The 23,465-nt window shown below is 47.2% G+C and carries 20 protein-coding genes; 15 read left to right on the forward strand and 5 right to left on the reverse strand.

Annotated elements, in window-relative coordinates; translation table 11 throughout:
- The first annotated feature begins 3 nt into the window (after window positions 1-3).
- Window positions 4-612, forward strand: a complete 609-nt coding sequence (locus SIB68_RS03045) for a flavin prenyltransferase UbiX (protein WP_063400534.1) — start codon at window positions 4-6, stop codon at window positions 610-612.
- Window positions 613-844: 232 nt separating this feature from the next.
- On the opposite strand, the gene SIB68_RS03050 is transcribed toward SIB68_RS03045, so the two are convergent.
- Window positions 845-1,186, reverse strand: a complete 342-nt coding sequence (locus SIB68_RS03050; RefSeq protein ID WP_413681911.1) for a hypothetical protein — start codon at window positions 1,184-1,186, stop codon at window positions 845-847.
- Between the two features lie 34 nt (window positions 1,187-1,220).
- Between SIB68_RS03050 and SIB68_RS03055 the strand changes: the two genes are divergently transcribed.
- From SIB68_RS03055 to SIB68_RS03090, 8 genes are all read left to right on the forward strand, one after another.
- Window positions 1,221-1,730: a DUF2996 domain-containing protein gene (locus SIB68_RS03055; RefSeq protein WP_063400536.1), complete on the forward strand. Its 510-nt coding sequence runs from the start codon at window positions 1,221-1,223 to the stop codon at window positions 1,728-1,730.
- Window positions 1,731-1,898: 168 nt separating this feature from the next.
- Complete coding sequence (locus SIB68_RS03060) at window positions 1,899-3,344, forward strand: TldD/PmbA family protein (protein ID WP_063400713.1); 1,446 nt, start codon at window positions 1,899-1,901, stop codon at window positions 3,342-3,344.
- Window positions 3,344-4,732 (forward strand): TldD/PmbA family protein, encoded by a 1,389-nt coding sequence (locus SIB68_RS03065; protein WP_063400537.1) that lies wholly within the window; start codon window positions 3,344-3,346, stop codon window positions 4,730-4,732. The genes SIB68_RS03060 and SIB68_RS03065 overlap by 1 nt, the downstream gene beginning before the upstream one ends.
- On the forward strand, window positions 4,729-5,763 hold the full coding sequence (gene fmt / locus SIB68_RS03070) for a methionyl-tRNA formyltransferase (protein WP_063400538.1): 1,035 nt from the start codon (window positions 4,729-4,731) through the stop codon (window positions 5,761-5,763). The genes SIB68_RS03065 and fmt overlap by 4 nt, the downstream gene beginning before the upstream one ends.
- A gap of 203 nt (window positions 5,764-5,966) precedes the next feature.
- Window positions 5,967-6,707: a hypothetical protein gene (locus SIB68_RS03075; RefSeq protein ID WP_063400539.1), complete on the forward strand. Its 741-nt coding sequence runs from the start codon at window positions 5,967-5,969 to the stop codon at window positions 6,705-6,707.
- Between the two features lie 885 nt (window positions 6,708-7,592).
- The gene (locus SIB68_RS03080) at window positions 7,593-8,903 is read left to right on the forward strand and encodes an aromatic ring-hydroxylating dioxygenase subunit alpha (protein WP_063400541.1); all 1,311 of its coding nucleotides are present in this window, start codon (window positions 7,593-7,595) and stop codon (window positions 8,901-8,903) included.
- Window positions 8,904-9,049: 146 nt separating this feature from the next.
- Window positions 9,050-12,631, forward strand: a complete 3,582-nt coding sequence (gene mfd / locus SIB68_RS03085; protein WP_063400542.1) for a transcription-repair coupling factor — start codon at window positions 9,050-9,052, stop codon at window positions 12,629-12,631.
- Between the two features lie 129 nt (window positions 12,632-12,760).
- Complete coding sequence (locus tag SIB68_RS03090; RefSeq protein ID WP_255454360.1) at window positions 12,761-12,883, forward strand: hypothetical protein; 123 nt, start codon at window positions 12,761-12,763, stop codon at window positions 12,881-12,883.
- 93 nt (window positions 12,884-12,976) lie between these two features.
- Here the strand turns inward: SIB68_RS03090 and SIB68_RS03095 are convergent, their stop codons facing one another.
- Genes SIB68_RS03095 through SIB68_RS03105 form a run of 3 tightly spaced genes read right to left on the reverse strand, consistent with a single transcriptional unit; the run spans window position 12,977 to window position 16,192 of the window.
- Window positions 12,977-14,338, reverse strand: coding sequence for a S41 family peptidase (locus SIB68_RS03095; protein WP_063400543.1), 1,362 nt, complete (start codon window positions 14,336-14,338; stop codon window positions 12,977-12,979).
- A gap of 37 nt (window positions 14,339-14,375) precedes the next feature.
- A complete protein-coding gene (ispG, locus tag SIB68_RS03100; protein WP_063400544.1) occupies window positions 14,376-15,596 on the reverse strand; it encodes a (E)-4-hydroxy-3-methylbut-2-enyl-diphosphate synthase in 1,221 nt (406 codons plus the stop codon).
- The gene (locus tag SIB68_RS03105; protein ID WP_063400545.1) at window positions 15,593-16,192 is read right to left on the reverse strand and encodes a uracil-DNA glycosylase; all 600 of its coding nucleotides are present in this window, start codon (window positions 16,190-16,192) and stop codon (window positions 15,593-15,595) included. Before SIB68_RS03105 ends, ispG begins: the two co-directional genes overlap by 4 nt.
- Before the next feature lie 309 nt (window positions 16,193-16,501).
- Here SIB68_RS03105 and SIB68_RS03110 point away from each other — a divergent pair, with 309 nt between their 5' ends.
- The 6 genes from SIB68_RS03110 to SIB68_RS03135 all read left to right on the forward strand — a co-directional run bounded on the left by SIB68_RS03110 (window position 16,502) and on the right by SIB68_RS03135 (window position 22,356).
- Window positions 16,502-17,680, forward strand: coding sequence for a pyridoxal phosphate-dependent aminotransferase (locus SIB68_RS03110; protein WP_063400714.1), 1,179 nt, complete (start codon window positions 16,502-16,504; stop codon window positions 17,678-17,680).
- A 23-nt stretch (window positions 17,681-17,703) separates the two neighbouring features.
- Window positions 17,704-18,603 carry a putative selenate ABC transporter substrate-binding protein gene (locus SIB68_RS03115; RefSeq protein WP_063400546.1) on the forward strand — a complete coding sequence of 300 codons (900 nt, stop codon included), beginning with the start codon at window positions 17,704-17,706 and terminating at the stop codon, window positions 18,601-18,603.
- Window positions 18,600-19,343, forward strand: a complete 744-nt coding sequence (locus SIB68_RS03120) for an ATP-binding cassette domain-containing protein (protein WP_063400547.1) — start codon at window positions 18,600-18,602, stop codon at window positions 19,341-19,343. The genes SIB68_RS03115 and SIB68_RS03120 overlap by 4 nt, the downstream gene beginning before the upstream one ends.
- Window positions 19,340-20,905 carry a hypothetical protein gene (locus SIB68_RS03125; RefSeq protein ID WP_063400548.1) on the forward strand — a complete coding sequence of 522 codons (1,566 nt, stop codon included), beginning with the start codon at window positions 19,340-19,342 and terminating at the stop codon, window positions 20,903-20,905. The genes SIB68_RS03120 and SIB68_RS03125 overlap by 4 nt, the downstream gene beginning before the upstream one ends.
- Before the next feature lie 22 nt (window positions 20,906-20,927).
- Entirely contained in the window at window positions 20,928-21,605 is a 678-nt protein-coding gene (locus tag SIB68_RS03130; protein ID WP_063400549.1) for a GDSL-type esterase/lipase family protein, read from the forward strand.
- Window positions 21,606-21,771: 166 nt separating this feature from the next.
- Window positions 21,772-22,356, forward strand: coding sequence for a sigma-70 family RNA polymerase sigma factor (locus SIB68_RS03135; RefSeq protein WP_236068986.1), 585 nt, complete (start codon window positions 21,772-21,774; stop codon window positions 22,354-22,356).
- A gap of 136 nt (window positions 22,357-22,492) precedes the next feature.
- On the opposite strand, the gene SIB68_RS03140 is transcribed toward SIB68_RS03135, so the two are convergent.
- Window positions 22,493-23,245, reverse strand: coding sequence for a DUF92 domain-containing protein (locus tag SIB68_RS03140; RefSeq protein ID WP_063400550.1), 753 nt, complete (start codon window positions 23,243-23,245; stop codon window positions 22,493-22,495).
- Window positions 23,246-23,465: the final 220 nt, after the last annotated feature.

Here is a 23,465-nt window from a genome sequence, read left to right on the forward strand (position 1 = left end):
TTTATGGATCCCTATGTCCTTGCCGTTTCTGGAGCTTCAGCTCAACCTCTAGCTGAAAGATCGCTGCAGCTCTTGCTTGAAAACAACCGTGACGTCCATTTGATTTTCAGCCACGGGGCTCTTCAGGTGTGGAAAGCCGAAAGAGGAGTTGAAGTTCCAGTGGATCCTTCTGATCAGGAGAAATTCTGGCGCGATCATCTACAAGTAAAAAATGGCAATCTGAGATGCCATCGATGGAATGATCAATCTGCCTGCATCGCAAGCGGTAGTTTCCGCACCCGCGGGATGGCAATCGTGCCCTGCAGTATGGGCACAATTGGTCGAATCAATGCTGGTGTATCAATCGATCTAATCGAGCGTTGTGCAGACGTTCACCTCAAAGAGGGGCGGCCACTGGTGATTGCGCCAAGGGACATGCCCTGGAGCATCATTCACCTTCGCAACCTCACATCACTTGCAGAAGCAGGAGCCAAAATTGCGCCACCAATTCCTGCCTGGTACACAAAACCAAACACAATTGAAGAGATGGTTGATTTTCTTGTTGTGAGATTGTTCGACCTCTTTGATGAAAGGCTCGCCCCCATTAACCGCTGGAATGGTCCTTCAAAATGACAAGACTGCAAAAGTACTTACTTTTGCCTTGCCTGAGTCCTCTGCTGGCTGTGGTTGTAGTAGCAGGTTTCAATCTCAACCAACCTGTCAACCTAAGGATATTGAATTGGCGATCTCCAACCTGGACACTAGGTGGGTGGATGGTCCTTGGCAGCAGCGCAGGGGCAATTTTCGCCCTAACCACAAGTCTCTCCTTACCACTAAGCAGAGACCCATCACATGATCATTTCTATCAAGGGGTAAGAGAGGCTTCACCCAATCCCAGCACCACGTGGCAACGAAACTGGCAGGCAGCCAACGATGAACCATCCCAATCAAGACCAAAGCATGATGAGAACCCAGAACGGGATTTAAGAGATCCATCTCCCACCGTGGCTGTGCCATTCCGAGTCGTACGAAGATCATCAGTAAGGCGGCAAACGCATGATGACAAATCGCCCCAGCGTCCACCTGTCGAGAGCAACGCTCCACATAGATATTCATCAATAGAAAATGATTCTTGGGGAGATTCTCTCAGTGAGGACTGGTAAACCAATCGCGCATCGAACTCAACGGATCTTTGAGTTCGTCGCAAAGCTGTTTAAAGTTCATTCGTCTGTACTGATCCAGTGAACGACAACGACAACCGAGTAAATCCTAATGCGGATGCTCAAAAGCCAGCTGAACAAAAACCAACTCTAGAAAATCCATTGAGAACCAACCCCACTGAAGATCAACAGGAGGGAGCAAAGCCTCAAACCTCCAAACCTCCAGCTGCAAAGGTAGAAGACAAACCTTTTGAGACCTTTATTCGTGATCACTTTCTTCCAAACATAAAACAGGCACTTACTGAAAGAGGTATGCCACCATCAACTCTTGAGCTGATTCAGGGAGATCGACCAGTTGTCGGTGATCCTTGCTGGATGGTCTGTGGTGAGATCCCCCTCGGTCGTCGCTTTTGGCTTTGCTTTGCAAGTGATTCAATCGCTTCTAAAAAGACTATTTCTCTAGCTGAGACTGGAACAGAACCAAGTCTCATAGAGCCATTCCTAATTGATGAAAAAAAGATGACATTGACTTTATTGCGCTCACGTCTGTTGCAGCGGCTCAATGGTCAGAAATGGTTGACTGCAAACTGAGAGACTTATTAGCCTGTTCAGGCTTTTAAACGTATTTTCGCCGTTTCCAAAGCCACGATGCAGAGAACGAAATAAGCATTTTTTTTGCGGTTCGCCTGGATCGGCGCTGTCCATCTACATATCTACGCAAATTCTCTCCATAATCAACGCAAGCTGCAGGAGAAATGGTTGGTCTCGACCTACACCCCGGATCAAAGCCTGGTGCATAAGGCAGAAGCCTTGAATAGCCACTGGCAACCACAACTGGAATTACTACTAGCGCGTGGTCGAACTGCCGGTGCTGATCTGGTGGAGGTCTACCTGGAGCAAATTGATCATCTCAGCGTCCTTGCTGAACAAGACACCATTACCAGTGTCACTCCATCCTTCGGCAGGGGGGCTGGGATCAGGGTGTTCCTGGGCAAACAAGATGGCTTTGTCAGTACCAATGATCTTTCAGATGCAGGCCTGAAGCATGCATTAGAGCAAGCTCTCAGCATGCTTGGGCTTGAGGTTAATGAGGCTGGTCGCTCATCATTTAATGGTCTGCCGAACCTTCGTGATTTCGCCATCGATAAGGCCCAATGGCTCAATCAATGCCCAGAGCTATATGAAGCAAGTGATCGCCTTCTAAACGGAACTCAATTGCTTGATCAATATGGAACCCATCTGCAGGTGCGGCGAGGCAGTTATGCCCGCGACTGGCAGGAGGTTCTCGTGGCTGCCAGTGATGGCACCTTTGGACGCGACATCCGTTTGCATCAGTCCATAGGGCTTAATGTCCTTGCTACAGATGGCGAGCACCGCTCAAGCATTGGTCGCCGTTATGGCACATCGGGACGTCCAGACGACCTTCGCAAGTGGGATGCCGAAACGAGCGCCAAGGAAGTTTGTGAAAGCGCAGGCACGATGCTTTATGCCGATTACGTGGACGCCGGTCAAATGCCAGCAGTACTCGCCAACCGCTTTGGTGGTGTGATTTTTCACGAAGCATGTGGGCATTTGCTCGAGACCACTCAGATCGAGCGCGGTACAACACCTTTCAGCGACAAGTTGAACCAATCGATCGCCCATGAAGCTGTAACGGCAATCGATGAGGGGATTACTGATGGGGCCTTCGGTTCCCTGAGCATGGATGACGAAGGCATGGAAAGTCAGCGAACGGTATTAATTGAAAACGGTGTGCTCAAGCAATTCATCAGCGATAGAGCCGGTGAGCTCCGTACCGGTCACCAGCGCACAGGCAGCGGCCGACGTCAGTCCCACACATTCGCTGCAGCTAGCCGCATGCGCAACACTTATATCGCCGCCGGCCAGCACTCACCGGAACAACTCATCGCCTCGATCGACCGAGGCCTTTACTGCAAATCAATGGGTGGAGGCAGCGTTGGACCCACAGGTCAATTTAATTTTGCTGTAGAAGAGGGCTATCTGATCGAGAAAGGCAAGCTCGGCAAACCTGTTAAAGGAGCCACTCTGATTGGCGAAGCAAAAGATGTGATGCCACGGATTTCTATGTGTGCCAAGGATCTTGAGCTGGCAGCCGGTTTCTGCGGGTCAATAAGCGGTAACATTTTTGTCACCGTAGGGCAGCCTCATATCAAAGTCGATTCAATCACCGTGGGAGGGCGTTGATGATGTCCGAAATAAAAGCAGCAAATGCAATCGAACTCGACACTCATTCTCTACGGGATAAACTCAGTCAACTTGCTAGCCGCGAGAGTATCCACCAATGGGATTTAGGAGCAGCATGCAGCACAGATAGTTCTGTTCAAATTGATCGTGGCGAAGCCAAGCAAATGAAGGGTGCGCAACGCAGCTCAATCACAGTACGTGTATGGAACAACAAAGGGCTTGTAGGAATCACAAGCACTTCAGATCTTTCAGAAAAAGGAATAGAGAAAGCGCTTATTGGTGCTCGTCAGGCAAGTGACTTTGGCAACGCCGATGACGTTCCTGCCTTCTCAACACTCGCTAAATCTCCGTTACCAAAGCTAGAGCGACCTCTAAGACCAGCACAGGGAATTCAACGAATGCTTGAGGTTCTTAAAGAGGCCGAAGCTGATCTTCTTAGTCGACATCCTGCTATACAGAGCATTCCTTACAACGGTCTAGGAGAAGCAACCTACGAACGAGTTTATCTCAATAGCGATGGTGCGCTTCGTCAAATGAAGCGTAGTCAAGCCAGCCTTTACCTTTTTGCCCGCGCAGAAGAAAGTGGACGTAAACCACGCAGTGGTGGTGCAATTCGCCTTGCTCTAGGTAGTCACGATCTGGATATTGATGGATGTATTGATGAAGCAGCAGAACGAACAATCAGTCATCTTGACTATCAGCCGATCGACACTGGGTGTTATCTCGTCTGCTTTACACCAGAGGCTTTCCTAGACTTGATCGGTGCCTTCAGCAGCATGTTCAATGCCAGAGCAGTGCTCGATGGCGTCAGCCTCAGCCAACGAGAAACAATCGGCAAAAATATCGCCGTTCCATTCTTCTCCCTTCATGATAATGGCCTACATCCTGCACATGTAGGGGCCTCTAGTTTCGATGGTGAAGGCACACCTACTCAAAAACTTTGCTTAATCAACGGTGGAAGACTTGAGAGTTTCCTGCACTCGGAAGCTACCGCAAGGGCATTTGGTGTACCACCAACTGGCCATGCCGGACTGGGAGCAAAGGTATCAGTGGGACCCGATTGGTTTGAAGTGAGCAAAACTGAAGGTCAAAACAGTGCAAATACTCATCTGCAACACAGCAGGAGCAAAGAAACCTTCGTGTTAATCGAAGGGTTAAATGCTCTACATGCTGGGGTTAAAGCAAGTCAGGGTTCATTCTCTCTGCCATTTAATGGTTGGTTGGTCATCAAAGGGGAAAGGGTGTCGATCGAAGCAGCGACAGTTGCTGGAGACATCCGTACGCTGTTGAATAGCATTGTGAATATGGAAGCTGAACAGGTGATCACACATGGTGGGGTATCTCCTCATGTGTGGGTCGAAGGCTTATCAATTACCGGTGAAGCATGAGGGTGCTGTTCTGGGGTACCCCCAGCTATGCAGTGCCAACTCTGGATGCCTTAAATGACTCAGGCTATGAAATTGTTGGCGTGGTGAGTCAGCCTGATCGTCGTCGTGGGCGTGGTAATCAGCAAATGGCCTCACCCGTCAAACAACGAGCAATGGATCAGGGGTTGCGTGTATTCACCCCTGAACGGATTAGGGATGAGGGCGACATTCAAGCAGAATTAAAATCACTAAAGGCTGATATTTCTGTTGTAGTCGCCTTTGGGCAGCTTCTTCCTTCAACAGTTCTCAATCAACCTCCTCTCGGTTGCTGGAACGGTCACGCTTCACTGCTACCCCGCTGGCGAGGAGCAGGACCGATTCAATGGAGCTTGCTAAGTGGTGACAGCGTGACAGGCGTTGGAATCATGGCAATGGAAGAGGGGCTTGATACAGGACCTGTTTTAGTCCAGGAAAGGGTTGCTATCGGCTTACTCGAAAATGCGAATCAGCTATCTAATCGTTTGAGCTCTATAACAGCAAAATTGTTTTTAGAATCAATGCCAAGGATTGCAGCAGCAGGCCCTGGAGTCGAATCGGAACGTTGGAAACAATTGGAAGTCATCAAACAGGAAGAGATTGAAGGTGACCCGACATATGCCCGAATGCTCTCGAAAAAGGACCACATTCTTGATTGGAATCAATCTGCAATGGATTTGCATCGCAGGGTTATGGGCCTTTATCCAAACGCATTCAGCAGCTGGAATAACAAAAGGCTGAAAGTACAAGCCACTGAGCCACTTGATGAGGAATTGAAATCTAAGCTTTCGGAAGAAGTAAGGCCACTGCTTGGACGATGGCAAGATGGAGAACATGAACCAGGAAAGATCCTGGCTTGCGAATCCGATCTGGGCCTAGTCGTAAGTACAAAAACATGCCCTTTACTCATTCGACAAGGCCAATTGGAAGGCAAAAGCAGGGCACTTGGAGAGGTGTTAATACAACAATTGCAAGCGACTGTTGGCCAGGGTCTTGGGGTGGGGTTCAACATCTAACTCAAGGGTTATCTTTGCCAGATGTCCTCCTTTAGCGTGTTTCAAAAATTGTCATAGATTCAAACCAGACTTGACCAATCCTGACAGGAGCATGCTTAGAAGACCAATGTGTAAAGGCGAAAGGAATAGAGAAATCACAAACAGCGCAGTTATGAGTTGGTGTGGTCAATAATGCCCAGCAAGACTGGCTTTAGCCGTTGGTGATGCAGATCCAGGTAAAGTTGTGCCACACAGACCCAAATCGTTGCATTGTGCACGTTTCGGGTTGGAAAGGTGGCGATCCTCTAGGAAGTGCCTTAGGAGAGGGACCGACAGCTGAGTCTGCAGAAGACCGAGCGATAGAAAGGCTGATCCAACGACTAACCAACAAGACAAGCCATCTCAATGATAGTGATATAGTTGAGACTCAAGAAACTGATTCAGAGTCAAGCACTAATAAAAGATTGATCAGCGTGCCATTCAAAAAAGATGAGCAGAATCATCAACCAAATAATATAGAACAATTATCAACATCAGAGCATCAAGTAGATGCTCTAACAGATCCCGAAGACTGGAGTGATGAATTGGCAGCAATAGATCATGAGCTACAAAGAATCGGATGGGATAGAGAACAGGAGATGCTTTACCTGCAGAAGTGCTTTGGTCACTCAAGTCGTCATCGCATCACTCGCTACAGTGATTTAACTTCCTTTCTGAATCAACTAAAAGGATTAAAGCCTGGAGAAGACCCTAATGAGGCTAGCCAACCATTACGCCGCAAAGATCTTTTGATCCAATGTGATCAATTGCTCGAGAAACTTAGATGGACACCAGAGCAAGGCAGAAGATACCTACAAGAGCAACTAAAAGCGAGAAGTCGACAACAATTAAATGATCAACAATTGCTGAGTTTCAACATGCTTCTAGAAGCAGAGCTGATATCAAATAGGCAAAAATCAACATAAAAATATTGTCTGCATGATTCGTATATGTTGACTATTTGATAAAGAAAAAGCTTAGAGTTAGCTATCATCGAGAAAGTCGACAATGAATATATCGACCAAGACTGTATAAACCTATAGAGTGGCATCAATGTAGATCAACGAAGACTAGCTGTTAAGTTAGCCTGGAACTAATATACACAAACGCCAAAGGCTCAAACGATAAATTCAAGAGGTATCAATACTCTAGGTCAACATGAGCTTGATAGACAATGAGAATTGGAAGCCTGAAAGGAGGATTGGATGCCTATAAAATAAGGCTGTTGAGCATGCGGAAACAATTAGACCGAACTATCCTGTTACATGGGAAAGAATCAATGGCACGGAATCAGGCCTCAGGGAATAGCATCTTGCACGATATTATGAATCAGAAACTCTTAAGCTGTCAAAAGATCCACAATAGGTTGTTGTTATCAGTGGCAGCCTAATTAGGAGGGCTACATAAGAGTTAAACAGCCAATTGAAATTCAGGCAAAGAGATACTGATAGTCTGTTCGCTGATTCGTCAGAGTTGGTATATTGAATAAATTGTTAGCGTTAAATAATTTTAGCCTGAATAATCAACTGAGTTGTCAAAATACGAAGGTGCCGCAACCCGTGCCGTCAAGGCAGGAAAGATCTACCAGAAAGCGGTGAGCTAAGTGCCACAAACGTCCTGTCAGGGGGGGGGGTGAGGCCCAGGGGTCACCGGTGTGATCGCCTGCAGCACAAGGGTTTATGAGTCTTAACGTCGCATCCAAGAGGCCAATGAGAAGCTCACCAGAATATCAATATTATTACGCCATAACTGCAGAATTTACAAACCAGTTGCCTGCACGATAAAATCGAATTAATAAAAAAAAGACCAAGTTGACAGTTGAGTCTCCAATCGAGAAAGCCATACGTCCTTCAGTAGGCCTACTGGGTTGGTATTCCGTCTGTGCTAGTAAGTTATTAAAAGAAAATGAATTATATCATCTGTCCATGTTTAATGAGCCATTAGTGATATACAGAGACAAAAATAACAAGCCGAGATGTATCAAAGATTCATGCCCGCATCGATCGGCATCTTTTCGTGGAGGAGAAAATGAAAATGGTGAAATTGTTTGTCCATATCATGGAGCTCGCTATACGACATCTTGCAATCATGATGGATCAGACAGAATAACATGCAACCATATTATTGACTCTCATTATGATAACTTCGCGAAACATTTACACCTCAGGCAATATCCCTGTGTAGAGCAAGGTGACTATATATATATCTATTATACAGGAGAAGCACAGCCTAGCCCAAAAGATTTTCAGATAAAATCTCACCTAGAGAATAGTCTTCCAGAGGCATATGGCTTTGACTTGAAAGATTACGAATATGAAGAAGTATTTATAGACTTTAAATGCGATTGGTCTCGCATCATAGAGAATCATTTGGACATCTTACATATCTTTTGGCTACATGGCAATACATTGCCAGGAAATGATGTTAACAGAAAAACAATTAAAAGCTTCAACCAGTCAATTAATAAAGACCAATATCATCTTCGAAGTGTCTACCATGAGAAAGAAAATAACAAGGATGAATTCATTTCTCAAATCTTCATCCCTCCTGGCCGTGTGATTATTTTCAAGGGAGCAACTGAGCAGGCAAGATATGTACAAGTTTTAGATCATATCCCCTTGTCACATAATAGAGCACGAATCATTGTTCGTCATTATAGAAAGTTTCTTAGGAATAAGCTTCTGTGCAAATTACTTCTCTTTAAACAAAGGCAGCAAAAAGTGTTTTATAAAATTTTCTCGGAAGATTATCTCGTCTTACAAACTCAAACGTTTAATGAGCAAATGGGATACTTGAACCAAGACAAAACCAAACTTTTAGCAGAAGACAAGATGATTAATCTTTTTTGGGATTGGCATCAACACTCACTTGAAAAAGAACACCCATGGGATATACACCCCACAACCGCACATACAAATACAATTCATCAAGATATGTTGATGCTATACCCTCCTGCAAACCCACAGTTATCTCATGATATTAAACGTATAATCGATCGCAAAGTAGCCGTTCGACTATTCTCTATAATACTGATCATACTCGCGTTAATTTTTGCGCCAGACTTAGTTCAACAAATAAAGTCTGGCAATGTTTCAATGCCCATGGTTGGAACTCAAGAATAAAGATCTAATTTCCTAGAGATTTTGATTTTTATTGATATGAGTTCTGTTCAAGAATTAGGCCTTGCCTAACAATTGAACAAAACACTTCACTTGGGTCACACAAGCTATATTTATAACATGTTAATTTTGATGATTATTTAGCAACCATGCCTCTGAGCTCATTAGTTCGTCAGCTTCAGAAGTCGACTCTCACTGGTGAGTTGGTGGATAGAAGTAATCGAAACGACCGCTTACTGATGCGGGGAGCCGGGCGAGTCGGGCGCGCATTAATTGCAAGTGCAATAGCTCGTAAGCAGAGCCGTCCACTGGTTGTGATCGTACCGACACTAGAAGAGGCCAATCGCTGGTCTTCGCTGCTTGCAATGATGGGTTGGTCGCATAATCATCTCTACCCAACAAGTGAAGGATCACCTTATGAGCCATTTGACCCCACAACAGAAATCGTATGGGGGCAATTGCAGGTTCTAAGTGAACTTCTTGGAGAATCAACCCGAAGTTGGGATCGAGCCATTGTGGCCACAGAAAGAGCTTTGCAGCCACATCTACCTCCTGTTGATGCACTCGCATCACAGTGTGAAATACTCTGTCGTGGAGAGCATATAGACCTGGAAAGCTTAGCCAATACTCTTAGCAAACTTGGATATGATCGAGTTACAACCGTTGATCAGGAAGCTACCTGGAGTCGTCGTGGTGACATCGTTGATATATTTCCAGTAAGCAGTGAATTACCAGTTCGCCTCGAGTTATTCGGTGATGAACTTGACAAATTAAAAGAATTCGACCCAGTCAGTCAACGTTCCCTGGATGAAGTTAATGAGCTTTGCCTTACCCCTTCAGGGTTTAGTCCATTAATTGCTCATCAACTACGAGAGTCCATGCCCGATGGGCTTGACCGTCTTGTTAGTGAGGAGACTTTAGATCAACTATTAGAAGGTTCTACACCAGATGGTATAAGAAGGTTAATGGGTATTGCATGGAACAAACCTGCCTCGCTACTTGACTACATTCCTGCCAACTCCTTTATCGCAATAGATGAGAAGCGTCATGGCTCTGCACATGGAAAACTATGGCTTGAACATGCAGAAGAACATCACATTGATGTGGGTCAATCATTGGGATTGTCGACTGATGAACAAAAGAAGTATTGGCCTCCATTGCTTCATCGCAGCATCAAAGAAAGCTATGCAACCACAGATGGCTTTGCTGGCATTGATCTTGCCGAACTCCATGAAGACGATGGTTATGCAAATAGTTTTGATCTTGCCAGTCGGCCAATTCCAGCCAACCCAAACCAGTTCGGCAGGTTAGGAGAGCAAATCAAAAATTATCAAAAAGAACATCATCCCGTTTGGCTTTTATCAGCACAACCAAGCCGTGCTGTGGCTCTTCTTGAGGAGCATGACTGCATCACACGCTTCGTCCCAAACGCTAAAGATCACCCAGCCATTGAACGTTTGCTCGAGCAAAACACCCCAGTAGCTTTAAAGACAACCGGTTCTGTGGATTTAGAGGGGCTGATCTTGCCAGCCTGGCGTGTCGTTTTGATGACTGACCGTGAATTTTTTGGTCAAAAAACCCTTGGATCTACCGGTTATGTTCGACGACGACGACAGGCGGCGAGTCGTACGGTTGACCCCAATAAAATGTGCTCTGGGGACTTCGTCGTGCATCGCAATCACGGCATCGGTCGTTTTCTAAAATTAGAAAAACTGGCCATCAGTGGTGAGGTCCGTGACTATTTGGTTATCGAGTATTTGGATGGAACTCTCAGCGTGGCCGCCGATCAGCTCGGCAGCCTTGGTCGGTATCGATCAACAAGTGAATCGCCACCAAAACTTAATCGCATGGGAGGAACAGCGTGGCAAAAAGTTAAAGAGCGAACCCGAAAGTTAGTTCGCAAAGTTGCGATGGATCTGGTCAAGCTCTATGCAGAGCGACTCCAGGCCCCTGGATATGCCTTCCCACCAGATGGACCATGGCAGATTGAACTAGAAGAATCTTTTCCCTATGAACCAACACCTGATCAGGTCAAGGCAGTCGTTGATGTAAAACGCGATATGGAAGCCGCACAACCTATGGATCGGCTTGTGTGCGGAGATGTTGGTTTCGGAAAAACGGAAGTAGCAATACGAGCGATCTTCAAAGCAATTACGTCTGGACGCCAGATAGCCATGCTTGCACCCACAACAGTGCTAGCCCAACAACACTGGAGAACACTTTCAGACCGCTTTGCTCCCTACCCAATCAAGGTCGCTTTACTGAACCGATTCAGAACAAGCTCAGAACGAAAATCAATACTTAATGGCCTCAAAGAAGGGACAATCGATGCAGTTGTCGGTACCCACCAGCTACTCAGTAAAAACACAACATTCCAAAAACTAGGGTTGTTGGTTGTTGATGAGGAACAGCGTTTTGGAGTCAATCAAAAGGAAAAGATCAAAGCTCTTCGTAAGGATGTAGATGTTTTGACCCTTTCAGCCACACCAATTCCGCGAACCTTATACATGAGCCTTTCAGGGGTAAGGGAAATGAGTCTGATCACAACCCCTCCACCATTGCGCCGTCCTATCAAAACCCACCTAGCCGCTTTTGATGAAGAAGCAGTTCGTAGTTCTATTCGCCAGGAACTTGATCGAGGCGGACAGGTGTTCTATGTCGTTCCTCGTGTTGAAGGTATTGAAGATGTAGCTCGTCAACTTCAACAGATGCTGCCCGATTTGAAGTTGTTGGTAGCCCATGGTCAGATGGCAGAAGGCGAACTTGAGAGCTCGATGGTCGCCTTTAATGCAGGGGAGGCCGACTTGATGCTATGCACCACGATCGTTGAAAGTGGCCTCGATATCCCACGTGTGAACACTATTCTCATTGAGGATGCTCATAAATTTGGACTAGCACAGCTCTACCAACTACGTGGACGTGTGGGTAGAAGCGGTGTTCAGGCTCATGCATGGTTGTTCTATCCGGGTGACGCATCCCTCAGTGATACCGCTAGACAACGCCTAAGGGCAATCCAGGAATTTGCACAGCTAGGAAGTGGCTATCAACTAGCGATGCGAGACATGGAAATCCGTGGTGTGGGAAACCTTCTCGGCGTTGAACAAAGCGGCCAAATGGAAACCATTGGTTTCGATCTTTACATGGAAATGTTGCAGGAATCACTTGCTGAAATCCAAGGACAGGGCATTCCATCTGTAGATGACACTCAAATCGATCTGCCGGTAACAGCGTTCGTGCCAGCGGAATGGATTGTTGATGGTGACGAAAAGATCGCTGCCTACCGAGCTGCCGCAAATTGTGCTTCTCATGAATCACTGATTGAGTTGGCAGCTAGCTGGACAGACCGATACGGAGCCATTCCTGGTCCTGTGCAATCACTTCTTCAACTCATGGAGCTCAAACTCTTAGCTCGTCGCTGCGGGATCTCGAGAATTAAGCCAGAAAAGCCAAATATTGCGATGGAAACGCCGATGGAGGAGCCCGCCTTCCGGCTACTTAGGCAAGGTTTACCGCAACACCTGCACGGCCGACTGATTTACCAGACTGGAAGTGGAAATAAAGCCAAGGTGCTGGCACGAGGTCTAAGCGTCTTGCCTATGGAAAAACAGCTTGAACAACTGATGGAGTGGTTGCGTCTCATGGCCACACAGATTCCTTGCGAGGATGGATTAACTGCAATTCAGCAAAAGCAGCAAGCCATTGAACGAGACGAGGCCGTCAGTACCCCCTAAGCCCTTCCAGCGCAACTATATTAAGAAGTCTTTACAAAAGCGCAATTCTTCGTTACATTTGACGAAATAGCGAAAAATGCCTTGGGGGAATTCACTGAGATCGGGAACAATCAGGGAATCATGGGATTAATGAGCGGATTGTTGAGTCTCGCCGCCATTGCCATTTTTGCTGTTCTTCAAAGCGAAGCAGAAAACGATGACGACGACTCGAATTCAGGTGGAGATGGTGGCTTAATGCAACCTGTTACTTAGAGATCAAACGGGGCGTAATTATTATGCGCTCGTACAAATCCTGCAAGATCAAACATTAATCATCATTTAACAGAAAACCTAACTGTTTAGATATTATAGCGTTGATTGAATAGCCTGAGGAAGGTTAACTCCTACAGGCTTATACATTGGTCCATCAAGTATTTTGTTTAGGGCTTTAATTAGTGTTGTTTCGGCCACCTTGTATTGACTATCCTTCCCAGAACCAAGATCCTCAAGCTTAAGATTATTAATTTCTTTTTCAGACATCACGGCCTTAATATCTGGCTTTATGCCATTTTTATGAATGTCAGTTCCGCTTGGAGTGAGATACTTAGCGATCGTGACAGTAAGACCAGAGCCATCAGAAAGGCCTCGAACTGATTGAACCAAGCCCTTGCCAAAGGTCTTCTGTCCTACAAGTACACCACGATGATTATCCTGTAGTGCTCCTGAGAGGATCTCACTTGCGCTTGCTGAGCCTTCATTCACCAAAACAACAACAGGGCGTTGGGTTAAGGCACTTCCATTCGCTCGGCGTACATCTTGAATGCCATCACGAGTTTTTGTGCGAACAATCGTGCCTTCATCTAACCATTGGCGGGCAATATCAACACTGGCCTCTAGCAACCCCCCTGGGTTGCTTCGTAAGTCAAGAACATATCCCTGAGCTCCTTCAACTTCTAGGTCCCTGATAGCACTTCGCATCCCTTTAGCTGCATGGGCATTAAACTGTTTCAGGCGGATATAACCAATCTTTTTACCATCTACTGTCGTATTTAACTGGATATCAACTGCCTGTATCTCAATGCGTGCACGTATCAACGGGACCTGGATAACTTCACCCCTGCGACGCAGACCAAGGGTGACCTCACTACCTTCTTTACCACGAATCAACTTAACAGCATCCGCTGTAGACATGCCCTTAGTGGATTGTCCATTAATGAAAACGATCACATCCTTAGGTTGGACACCAGCCTTAGATGCAGGAGTTCCTTCGATTGGTGAAACCACAACTAATTCTTTTGTATCCTTGTCTAGAGAAAGCTGGATGCCAACACCTGTTAATTCTCCTGAGGTGTCGATCTGCATTTCCTTAAATTCCTTTGGATCTAAGAATCGTGTATAGGGATCATCCAAGCTTGCTAACATGCCACGGATCGCTTCATAGGATTCTGAAGTGGCTGAATAGTTCTTGGCTAATAAGTTCTTGCGTAGTCCCTTCCAGACTTCAGGGTTATATTTACCTGTGGAATCAAGATAGTCACGATATACAATCTGCCAGACCTGATCAATCACCTCTTTAGGGCTATCACTAATAGCGGAAGAAGAACTGCTTGGCAAACCCAAACTTGGAGAGGCAAGTGCAATTGCAGTAGCGGCTCCTCCCGCGCCCAGAAGAACCAGCCATGAACTGCGCTGGCGGCCTAATGAGCGAAGACTTCTAGAGATAGGCATAGCGTCCAAATTGGACTGATCTCACACAATAACGACTTCATGGCGGATCCACCCATCGACCGTCATCCTTAATCAACTGGATCAACGCATCTACACCCTCAGACTCAGAAACCTTGCGAATCTCATCTCTGCCCCGATAGAGGGATATTACTCCTGGGCCTTTACCAACATAACCATAGTCAGCATCTGCCATCTCACCTGGGCCATTCACAATGCAACCCATCACCGCAATATCCAAACCAACAAGATGGGATGTGGAATCGCGCACTTTCTGAACAACCTCTTCAAGGTTGAACAATGTTCGGCCACAACTTGGGCAGCTGATGTACTCGACCATCGTTTTGCGCAGCCCGATGGATTGAAGAATCGAGTAACAAACTGGAATTTCTTTCTCAGGCGCCTCGGTCAATGAAACTCGGATGGTATCGCCTAGACCTTCTGCTAAAAGCGTTGCGATGCCCGCTGTACTTTTAATCCTTCCATAATCCCCATCACCAGCCTCGGTTACGCCCAAATGAAGGGGATAATTGAAACCCTCTTGATCCATCGTGTCAGCCATCAATCGATAAGCCGCCAACATCACAGGCGCTCTAGAGGCCTTCATCGAAATCACGATGTTATGAAAATCGAGCGAATCGCAAATTCGCACGAATTCCATTGCTGACTCAACCATCCCAAGAGGAGTATCTCCATAGGCAAAGAGCATGCGTTCCGCAAGCGAACCATGATTCACGCCAATACGAAGGGCTTTGTCTTGCTGCTTGAGACAAGTGACAAGCGGTTCAAAATTCTCGGAAATGCGTTCTCTGATAGAAGCAATCTCTTCGCCGCTGAACTCGGTTCGATCTGGATCAGCTTTATCAAACACAAAAAGGCCAGGATTGATCCTCACCTTGTCGACATGGTTTGCCACCTCAAGGGCAATTTTCATGCCGTTGTGATGGACATCAGCCACAAGGGGTACCGGTTGATAGGTCTCCCTAAGCCGTTTACAAATCTCGCCGACGGCCTTGGCATGACCGAGAGATGGAACAGTTAGACGAACAATTTCACAACCAGCTTCATGCAAGCGTCGTATGCCTGCTGTTGAACCCTCCACGTCAAGGGTGTCCTCGTTGATCATCGACTGCACCCTGACAGGATGATCACTACCGATCAAGACACCTCCTACGTTGACAGTGCGCGTTACACGTCGGTGGATCTGGGTGTCGTATCTCCTGGATGTGCTGGATTGATACTCAGCCATGGTTGCACTCATGGCAGACGGCGCCTAGATGAATCCAACATTGGCACAACAGCGCACCTATTGACTTGTATGAGCCTTTGGCGGACCTCGAGCAGATCGCCTTTGGTGAGGGCAACAGGAGCACCATCTACTGGAGATGGATTGCGAAGGAGGTAGGCAGGATGCAAAAGCGGCATCAGTAAACGGCCTTGCCAATGCTGCCATTGACCACGAAGACGGGTAATTCCTCCCTTGATACCAAGGATGGCTTCGACTGCTGTCGAGCCAGCCAAGGCAATCACGCAGGGATCAACCAACTCAATCTGTTGTTGCAACCAGGGACGGCAAGAATCAATCTCTACAAGTGTCGGTCGCCGATTCTTAGGGGGCCGGCATTTCACAACATTGCAGATGTAGGCATCAGTTTGAGGGTCAAGGCCAACACTCTCCATCAAACGATCTATAAGTTGCCCAGAACGTCCTACAAAGGGCTTCCCTAGCTCATCCTCGCGAGCGCCTGGCGCTTCCCCGATCACCATCAAAGGGGCATGCGGGTTTCCACGACTCACAACAACCTGAGGCTGGTTAACAGGCAAGTCACAGGAACCACAGCCATTAGTGCGCTCCATATGAGCCCCATAGACATGGGTCAAACCTTGTGAGTTTTATTTTAATTAATTGCGAACAGCTTCAACGTCTCTCTGATGGAAAGCATCGACTTGCGTTGAGGAGATCTAGGCGAATTCAGACTAAAAAACCGCGAAGAGTCTCCAAAAACTAGCTCTTGGCAAGATCGATTGACCTTCAAAGGACAGTTGTTGTGCGACCCAAGTCAACCATGAGCTTTAAAAAGCCAATTGAAAGAAGTTGGTTGTCCATGTCAGAGCATCAGGCAAGATGTGGTCCTTACGGGCATCCCGCAAGGGGATGCGGCACCAATGCCACTCCCGCCTCATCTTTCCGACCGAGTCGTTGCCCTTCAGCCCTCACTCACACTGGCAATCAGTGCTCGAGCAAAGGCCCTTCAGCAAGAAGGCCGCGACATCTGCAGCCTGAGTGCTGGTGAGCCGGATTTCAATACCCCTGAATTCATCATTGATGCCACGGTGAAGGCACTCCGTGATGGCATCACCCGTTATGGCCCTGCCGCCGGAGATCCCGAACTCCGTGAGGCAATAGCAACCAAGCTCAGCAAAGAAAACACTGTGCCAACCAATGCAGAGCAAGTGTTGGTGACAAATGGAGGCAAGCAAGCAATCTTTAACTTGTTTCAGGTGATCCTCAATCCGGGCGATGAGGTTTTAATCCCTGCTCCTTATTGGCTGAGTTATCCAGAAATGGCCCGCTTAGCTGGTGCAAAGGTGACAACACTTCCCTCCACTCCAGAAAATGGTTTCTGCCTAGATCTCAACAACCTAGAAGCCTCCATCGGCCCTAAAACCCGTCTTTTATTACTTAATTCCCCTGGCAACCCAACCGGCCGTGTGATGGCACGCAAGGAGCTGGAAACTTTGGCTGATCTGCTGAGAGATCATCCCCAGATCCTGGTCATGAGTGATGAGATCTACGAGTTCATTCTTGAAGAAGGGCAACAGCATCACAGCTTCTCGGCCATAGCACCAGATCTTTCCAACAGAACCTTCATCGTTAACGGCTTTGCCAAGGGCTGGGCAATGACCGGTTGGCGTTTGGGTTATCTAGCCGGCCCCGCTGATGCTGTAAAAGCTGCTACTGCCCTCCAAAGCCAGAGCACTAGCAATGTCTGCAGTTTCGCTCAGCGTGGAGCCTTGGCCGCGCTGCAAGGCTCAAGGGAGTGTGTGAAAAAGATGGTCAAGAGCTACAACACCCGCCGCGAACTCCTCACCTCTGGCTTGCTTAGCCTTGAGGGAATGAGCCTGGTTCCTCCAAAAGGTGCCTTTTACGCCTTCCCAAAACTGCCCCCTGAAAGCCTCGACTCAGTAAGTTTCTGTGAGCAAGCTCTTGAAAACCATGGGCTTGCGATGGTTCCAGGTGCCGCCTTCGGAGACGACAGTTGCGTACGCCTCACCTGTGCGGTTTCACCAGAAACGATTTGCGATGGACTAGAACGTCTCCGCAAAGCTCTCAAACAGAGCTGAACAACAAACGCAACAAAGACAACATGCCTTTAAGACCAGGCGGGGCGTTGGTCCGCACTGCATTAATCTGCTTCATTGGGTTGCTGAGCTGCACTAATCAAACTGAGAAGACACTTCGTATTGGGGCAATTCCCGATCAGAATCCTGAGCGTTTGAACCGTTTATACGGCCTACTCTCGTCTGAACTGAGCAAAGAATTAAATGTGCCCGTTCGCTACAAAGCAGTAACGAACTATCCAGCCGCAGTCAGTGCATTCCGCACCGACAGCCTTGATCTTGTTTGGTTTGGAGGCCTAACAGGTGTACAAGCTAGGTTGCAGAAGCCAGGAGCAGAAGTTATCGCGCAAAGAGATATTGATGCCAAATTCACAAGTGTATTCATAGCCAATACAAAGAGCGGAATTAAGCCATTAAAAAGCCAATCTGGGCTTCAGCAACTTAATGGGAAGCGGTTCACTTTTGGCTCCGAAAGTTCCACCTCTGGAAGATTAATGCCTCAGCACTTCCTTCAGCAAGCAGGTGTGCAAATGAATGATTTTTCTGGAGGCAAACCAGGTTTCAGTGGCAGTCATGATGCAACAATTGCTTTGGTGCAAAGTGGTTCTTTTGATGCTGGCGCCCTGAACGAAAGTGTATGGGAGTCGGCTCGAAAAAATGGCCGCATCGATCCAGCCAAAGTGAAAGTGATTTGGAGAACGCCCCCATATGCAGACTATCACTGGCTAGCACAACCCAATCTCGATAAAAAGTTTGGCGATGGTTTCACTGAAAAACTAAAGTCTACTCTAACTGGATTAAAGAAAAGTTCAAAATCACAAGAAAAAATACTTGAACTTTTTGGGTCAAGTAGTTTTGTAGATGCAAACCAAAATCAATACATAACAATCGAGAAAATAGGCAGACAACTAGGAAAGATTCAGTGAGAAGATTACTCGAAATAAGGGGCGTATTTGTTCAAAGCAGCAGAGGGAATCGGCTTAATGATATCAACCTTAGCATTTCTTCTGGAGAGCGTGTTGCACTTGTAGGCAGCAACGGATCAGGAAAAAGTAGCTTATTAGGGGTTGCCAACGGAACTCTTATTCCTGATTTAGGGAAGGTGATTTGGCAAGATTATTCAACCTCAAACTTAGGGCAACGTCAACGACAAAAAATAGGAACCCTGTGGCAAGATCTTCGCCTTGTAGAAGAGCTCAACGTTGCACAAAACATCAACTGTGGTGCGTTAGCTAACAGAAATTTACTATGGGCTCTAGCTAATTTACTCAAGCCAATCGAATTAAATGCCTGCAGTGAATGTCTTAAAAAAGTAGGTCTTTCAACGAGCATCCTTTCTGCAATGGTAAGCGAACTCTCGGGGGGACAGCGACAGCGAGTGGCAATAGCACGCCTCTTACGTCAAAAACCAGAACTCATTCTCGCTGATGAACCTTTATTCAGTCTCGATCCAATCCTTGCAGAGGAAATCCTCCATCTTTTCTTGGACAACACGATGACTAGTGATATGGGCGAAGAAAGAACCCTTTTGATGAGCCTGCATCAACCTTCCTTTTTTCGGCACTTTGACAGGGTAATCGCACTTAAGTCTGGGAGAGTTGTCTTTGATCAACCTGCTGAATGTCTTGATGAAGAAGCCTTAGCCTTGATCTACGGATCTGCATGAGTCGCCTCAGTCCAACTCCTCCAATCCTGAGCCTTTTGCCAGCACTGGCTTTATTGCCTGTACTTATTTCTATACTCATAAGTTTCCACAATGGTGGAGTCACTCTCCTATGGGAGTTTATTTGCGCTGCCGTTCATCCATCTATTCAAGCAGAAGTCGTTCAAAGTGCATTTAGAGGAATACAGATCACTTTGGCCACAGCTCTTCTTAGCTGGTCAATAAGTTCAATATTTGGAATTTGTCTTGGCATAGCCAGCGCCAGGGTGGTATGGGAGACCTTTTTAGGTAAAAGCTGGCCAGCGATTGTGATTCGCAGACTTTTGGCAATCCCACGCGCAATTCATGAACTCCTCTGGGGTTTGTTGTTACTTCAAATGGTTGGACTGAGCCCTTGGGTAGCAATTGTTGCAATCGTGATTCCTTACTCCTCACTTGTTGCTCGAGTCGTAAGTGATCAACTTGACACCCAGGATCGTCGAGCCCTAAGGGGCTTAAAACAGGCTGGGGCGGGCTCCTCTTCAGCCTTAATTACAGCTCTTGGCCCTGCGATGGGGCCTGTCTTATTGAGTTATGTCGGATATCGACTTGAATGTGCATTAAGAGGTGCAACCGTGTTGGGGGTTTTTGGATTGGGCGGTATTGGCACTGACCTTCAACTGGCACTTCAATCTCTTCAATTCCATGACGTATGGACAGCTTTATGGTTACTAGCAGCAGTAATGTTTAGTCTTGAGCAGATATTAAGTTTGATAAGTGGATATTTTAAATTATCGAAAAATGGGATTTGGCAAGTTGCCACAATATTAATTGTCTTATTGATTCTATGCGCACTAAGTATTCCCTGGCTAAATGCAGTTGATATTGATCTAGGAGAACCTCTTCACTGGAGCCCCCTTCCATTACCAACTGTTGATGAGCTAATAAATGCTATTCACACTCTCCCATGGATCCAATTAATCAGCAGCACGATGTTGCTAACAGTGTTAGCAGCAGGAATCGCTATTGGAACACCGCCACTAGCAATGATGCTTTGGCCAAGCCGACTGGGAATAGCAATACAAAGAATCATCTGGGGCCTGCTAAGACTGATGCCAACCCCTCTTACTGCTCTATTTTTGCTGCTCTTCAGCAAACCGAGTCTGGCTGTTGCTGCTCTTGCACTTGGAGCCCACAACATTGGAGTGATGGGTCGCCTCTTAAAAGAAGGGCTTGACCAACAAAGCGACAACAACTTGAAAGCCTTAAGCGCGACTGGTGCCGGAGCACGATCGGCTTGGCTCTATGGATGCTTTAGCGGCCAAAGCCGTAGCTATTTAGCCTATGCCGCTTACAGAACGGACGTGATTTTGCGAGAAACCGTGGTAGTTGGCATGGTTGGAGGCACTGGACTGGGTTGGCAGTTAATCGAATCTCTTGGTTCGTTCAACTGGGCACAGGTCAGTGTCCTAATCGCGGTGTTCACAGCTCTGACCTTGATCGGAGAATCGATCACTGATCGCTTGCGATATCACTGGAATGGTTCAACTAAAAAGCTACCTATGGTTGTAGACCTACAAAGCTGATCAGGTTCCACTTCTCGATGTGATGGCCAATACATACAAGAGACTCGTTGTCATAGGTGACAGTGGTGTTTATGGATGGGGAGATCGAGAGGGGGGCGGATGGTGTGAACGTCTGCGATGCCAATGGATGAGCCTCCCTGATGCCCCAGTGGTCTACCAGCTTGGAATTCGTGGTGATGGACTGGAAAATGTTGCCAAACGCTGGCAAAAGGAATGGCAAAGTCGAGGCGAACTCCGTCGTCAGGTTCCTGATGCAGTTCTTGTGGCGGTGGGCCTCAATGACACAGCACGTATTGGACGCCCCGATGGCCGGCCCCAACTCACGGCAGAGGCCTTTCGCTTTGGCCTGCAGCAAATGCTGACAGAGATGAAACACCTCACCAAGGTGATGGTGATGGGCCTCACTCCTGTCGATGAAGCTGTAATGCCATTTGCGCAATGCCTCTGGTATTCAAACCAATCGGGGTCGGTTTATGAAGCCCAGCTTGAGGAAGCCTGTCTTGAGGTTGATGTGCCATTTCTGCCGTTGCACAACGCCATGCTCAATGAACCTGCCTGGCTCAGCTGGATCGAACCCGATGGTATCCATCTCAACTCAGAGGGACATGACTGGATCCACCAACGGTTGATGGCATGGACATCGATGCTGGAGTGGGCACAGCTCGAACCAGTAACAAACTTCACTCCTACGGTTGGCTGAAATCACCCCTAAGGAATCCGATGTTCATCCTTTAGTTGGTTTACCAGTGCTGCAGAAAAGCAGAAAGTTAAGGATGTCAATAGAAAGTCAAGTCATGGCGCAAACTTCTTGCAAAACCTTGAGAAGAAAGAGAGCAGAGTGCTCTGGGAATCAGCGTTCATTTTCATTGCCCGAATCGATACAAAAACGCAATCAGGCTGTAGTTGAACACCTTGGATTGGCGCACCTTGCAGCAACTCGCCAAGCCACCCGTGGCGGAGAGGAACTGGATGATCTCATTCAAGAAGCAAGGCTGGGATTAATCATGGCGATGGAGAAATTCGATGCCAATCTTGGATTTAAAGTAAGTAGCTATGCAATGGCCAGTGCCAACGGCCAGATCCTCCATTTCCGCAGAGACAGAAGCCAGATTGTGAGAGTGCCCTGGCGACTGAGAGACCTATATACCCGCGGTATGAGACTCCAGCAGATGCAGCAGAGTGATGGCTTAAAACCGCTCACCGAAGAGCAGCTGGCTGCACAATTAAATGTAAGTTCAGACCGCTGGCATCAAGCTGCCGAAGCCATATGGCAGACACACCTTGTATCTCTGGATGCCAAAGTGACTTCAACAGGTGGCAATCATGATGAGAAGAGAGTCCCATTATTGGAATTGCTCAAGTCACCAAAGCAGAAAGAACCGGATCTGCAATACCAATGGCTAAAAAAGGCTATTCAGCGTCTAACATCCCACCAGCAACACTTGCTTTAAGCCCATTACATCGATGACATCAGCTTGAGACAGTTAGCAAAGCGCGAAAAGATGAAGGAGAACAAGCTGCGAAGAGTTTTGCGAGGTTTAATTAAACAACTTCAACTTTGGTCAACAAACAAATCTGATTAGCTGATTAAGCAGCCAAACCAAGCCAAGCGGCGATTGCGATGGCAAAAATAGCAGCAAAGCTTGTCTGTAAACCATTAACAAGTTCATTACTCAGCCAACTAATTTTGTTCTGAGCAATTGCGCCTAAAAGGCTCTCCATAAGAGTGGCCAATAAGCCAATCAAAGCAACCAAGATCGCCTGGAAACCAAAAGGCAACAGAGAGAGGGAGACCATCACGAAGGTCATCAAAAGACTGCCAAGGGCACTTGCGAGAGTGCCCTCAAGACTGATGGCTCCATCCGTACCAGCAGGTACAGAACGCAGCGTGGTGATGAGCACAGTGGTTCGGCCCCAACGTTTGCCTATCTCACTGCCGAAGGTGTCAGCAAGTTTCGCAGCAAAACTTGCTGCGAAACCGATCATCAGCAAAGACTGGGAACCAAGGCCCAGTTTGATCAGGATTGCCACTACAGCACCAGTGGCTGCAGATCCCCAGACATTTTCAGGCCCACGCCTACCACCACGTCCCTCAGCAAGGCCAGCGAGTTTCTTCTGGGCCATGCCAAGACGGGTGACCATCGATCCCAGCACGAGATAAATCACTACCGCAAGCCACCCACGCCAGCCAAGACACCCCCAGAGGATGGTGCCTAGTGCCCCGGCATGAATCCATCCGGAGGAAGTGAGTAATGGCAGCCTCTGGGCCAGCGCAATCAATAGAGCATTGAGAGCAAAAGCCCAGAGCCATTGAACCAGAGTCGGATTAGAAAAAAGCATCAACTTTGATAGCACTGCCTTTGGCCAGATTGGACAAGAGACAGCAAGCGTGGGCTATTGCTTGACGCTGTCTGGCAGACCAGAGCATGAAGCAGAAAAAACAGCCTACGGTTTTGATCTTCTCAATCTCAGCATTGAGAAAATTATCACCTCAAAAGACTCTGCAGAAAATCACTGAAGAAGTCCAAGCCCTCGAGTCAAAGGAAGCCGCTATGAAATG

Origin of the sequence: Prochlorococcus sp. MIT 1323 (genome assembly GCF_047304905.1) — a bacterium.
GTDB classification, from domain to species: Bacteria; Cyanobacteriota; Cyanobacteriia; order PCC-6307; family Cyanobiaceae; genus Prochlorococcus; species Prochlorococcus marinus_D.

What these genes read in the sequence shown, in the direction of transcription:
- fmt (WP_063400538.1), top strand. Translation starts at nt 4,729, where the DNA reads ATGAGGGTGCTGTTCTGGGGTACCCCCAGCTATGCAGTGCCAACTCTG.
- mfd (WP_063400542.1), top strand. Translation starts at nt 9,050, where the DNA reads ATGCCTCTGAGCTCATTAGTTCGTCAGCTTCAGAAGTCGACTCTCACT.
- SIB68_RS03095 (WP_063400543.1), bottom strand. Translation starts at nt 14,338, where the DNA reads ATGCCTATCTCTAGAAGTCTTCGCTCATTAGGCCGCCAGCGCAGTTCA.
- SIB68_RS03125 (WP_063400548.1), top strand. Translation starts at nt 19,340, where the DNA reads ATGAGTCGCCTCAGTCCAACTCCTCCAATCCTGAGCCTTTTGCCAGCA.
- SIB68_RS03075 (WP_063400539.1), top strand. Translation starts at nt 5,967, where the DNA reads ATGCAGATCCAGGTAAAGTTGTGCCACACAGACCCAAATCGTTGCATT.
- SIB68_RS03065 (WP_063400537.1), top strand. Translation starts at nt 3,344, where the DNA reads ATGATGTCCGAAATAAAAGCAGCAAATGCAATCGAACTCGACACTCAT.
- SIB68_RS03090 (WP_255454360.1), top strand. Translation starts at nt 12,761, where the DNA reads ATGAGCGGATTGTTGAGTCTCGCCGCCATTGCCATTTTTGCTGTTCTT.
- SIB68_RS03140 (WP_063400550.1), bottom strand. Translation starts at nt 23,245, where the DNA reads ATGCTTTTTTCTAATCCGACTCTGGTTCAATGGCTCTGGGCTTTTGCT.
- SIB68_RS03105 (WP_063400545.1), bottom strand. Translation starts at nt 16,192, where the DNA reads ATGGAGCGCACTAATGGCTGTGGTTCCTGTGACTTGCCTGTTAACCAG.
- ispG (WP_063400544.1), bottom strand. Translation starts at nt 15,596, where the DNA reads ATGAGTGCAACCATGGCTGAGTATCAATCCAGCACATCCAGGAGATAC.
- SIB68_RS03130 (WP_063400549.1), top strand. Translation starts at nt 20,928, where the DNA reads ATGGCCAATACATACAAGAGACTCGTTGTCATAGGTGACAGTGGTGTT.
- SIB68_RS03115 (WP_063400546.1), top strand. Translation starts at nt 17,704, where the DNA reads ATGCCTTTAAGACCAGGCGGGGCGTTGGTCCGCACTGCATTAATCTGC.
- SIB68_RS03110 (WP_063400714.1), top strand. Translation starts at nt 16,502, where the DNA reads ATGCCACTCCCGCCTCATCTTTCCGACCGAGTCGTTGCCCTTCAGCCC.
- SIB68_RS03045 (WP_063400534.1), top strand. Translation starts at nt 4, where the DNA reads ATGGATCCCTATGTCCTTGCCGTTTCTGGAGCTTCAGCTCAACCTCTA.